At 73.8% G+C, this 1,872-nt stretch carries 3 protein-coding genes; all 3 read right to left on the bottom strand.

All coding sequences use genetic code 11. The features are described from left to right. Positions 1-371: heme biosynthesis HemY N-terminal domain-containing protein (locus tag N800_RS14975; protein ID WP_036140510.1), on the bottom strand; the 371-nt coding region annotated here is incomplete at its 3' end. A 12-nt stretch (positions 372-383) separates the two neighbouring features. Beyond that, positions 384-1,301, bottom strand: coding sequence for a uroporphyrinogen-III C-methyltransferase (locus N800_RS14970; RefSeq protein ID WP_052108311.1), 918 nt, complete (start codon positions 1,299-1,301; stop codon positions 384-386). A gap of 89 nt (positions 1,302-1,390) precedes the next feature. Continuing rightward, a partial coding sequence (locus tag N800_RS14965; RefSeq protein ID WP_036140508.1) for a uroporphyrinogen-III synthase occupies positions 1,391-1,872 on the bottom strand: 482 nt, incomplete at its 5' end.

The following is a 1,872-nucleotide window of genomic DNA, read 5'->3' as shown; positions in this document are numbered from 1 at the left end:
GCCGCACGCGCCGCGGCCGCGTGTGCCAGCACGGCCTGATCCGGATCCTGGGCGGCGTGGGCCAGGGCTTTCTCCGCGCGGGTCCAGTGGCCCTGCAGCACGCCGTCGACGCCTTCGGCCAGGCGCTGGCGCAGCAGGCGTTCGCGGCGCCGGCGCACGGCGGCGAACGGCAAGCTCGCCAGTGTCCACAGCAGCCACAGCGCGGCCAAGGTCGCGAGGCCAATCACCAGCGCAATCGCCAAGGTGGTGCTGTAGTCGGTGCCGCGGTAGCGGACCAGTACGTAGCCCGGGTCCTGCACCAGCACTTGGGCGACCAACGCGCCGGCCAGCGCCAACACGAGCCAGAACAGCAGGTTGCGGAACAGGGCCATTGGATCTCCGGATCAAGGCGCGGCGCGCAACTGCCGCAGTTGCTGCAGTGTGCTGCCCAGCGTCGGAAGCGGGAGTGAAAGCGGCAATGCGGCCAGCGTCTGCAGGCGGTCGCGCTGCTGGCGCAGCGCCGGCGATTCCGGCCACAGCCGGGTCAGCCACAGGTCGGCGCGGCCGATGGCCTGGCGGAACCCGTCCACGTCGCGGCGCTCGGCGGCGGCACGCGCCAGCGACAGTTCGATCTGCAAGCCCAGTTCCGCCTGGCGGCGGTCGCTGCCGTGCATGGCAATGGCGCGGTCGGTGGGCTGCACCTGCACCAGCCCGCCGAAGGCGCGTCGCCACCATGGGGCGTTGGCCGGCACCGTGTCCATGGCGGCCGGCGGCGGCTGCATGCGCAGCTGCTGCGCGAACGCATCAAGGCGGGCGAGGGCGGCGGCGCGCGGCTCGGTGCCCAGCGCGTCCAACGCGGCGCGCTCCTGCACCAGCACCTGGCGCAGGCTGAGGTAGGACGGATCGTCCACGCCTTCCAGCACACCGCTGGCCAGCGCGTAGGCACGACGTGCGCCGTCCAGGTCACCGGCGATCAGCAGGCGCTGTTCGCCCAGCATCAGCAACAGTTCGGTCTCGTCCAGCCGCAGCGCCTGCGCGCCGTGGCGATCGGGGTCGGCAAGGCGCGCGAGGCTGGCTTCGAGCAAGGCCGCGCGCTGGCCGATGCCCAGCAGCTCGTCGCGCAGCACGCGGTTGGTCGCATCGGCCTGCTGCAGGCGCTGCAACTGGGCGCGCTGGTCGCGCCGTAGCGCGTCCACGCGGCCGGTGAGTGCATCCAGCCGCTCCACGGTGCCGCTGGCGACCGCGTGTTCATGCGCCGATTGCGCGCGCCACCAGATCCAACCGCGCCAGCCCAGCACCGCGGCCAGGGCCAGCAACACCATCCACACCCAGACGTGGGAGCGGCTAGAGGCAGGGGCGGGGACGGGCGAAGGCGTGGACACGGCGGCAGGGTCGCACGGAGAGGTGCCCGTCATGCTACCGGATGGCCCGCCGCCTGCCCCGCGGCGGCGACCAGCTGGGCAGGGCGGGGGCCCTCCGCGCGGCTGACCTGGGTGAAACCGTGGTCGCGGGCGATGGCCGCCAGCCGATCGCTGGCCGCCACGACCGGACACGCCCGCAGCCGTGCGAGGACGTCCGCCGGCCATGCATCCAACAGGTGGGCCAGCGCCTCGCCGCTGCTCAACGCGATTACCGCCGGTGCCGTCAGCGCACGCAGGGACTGCAACGCGCGTGGATCCGGCGGCAGTGGTACGCGCTCGTACACGTCGGCACGCAGGATCGTCGCGCCACGCGCTTCCAGGGCCGGCGCCAGCTCCCCGCGGCCGCCGGGGGCGGTGATCAGGGCGATGGACTCGCCGGCCACCGCGGTCAGTCCGGGCAGGTCGAGCAGGCCTTCGGTGTCCATCCGCAGGGGTGCGGTGACCTCGGCCACGCCGGCACGCCGCAGCGCGG

It is taken from the genome of Lysobacter daejeonensis GH1-9 (assembly GCF_000768355.1).
GTDB classification, from domain to species: domain Bacteria; phylum Pseudomonadota; class Gammaproteobacteria; order Xanthomonadales; family Xanthomonadaceae; genus Aerolutibacter; species Aerolutibacter daejeonensis.
The sequence above is the reverse complement of the archived record's forward strand: the minus strand, read 5'-3'. Positions and strand labels throughout refer to the sequence as shown.

What these genes read in the sequence shown, in the direction of transcription:
- N800_RS14970 (WP_052108311.1), bottom strand. Translation starts at nt 1,301, where the DNA reads ATGGTGTTGCTGGCCCTGGCCGCGGTGCTGGGCTGGCGCGGTTGGATC.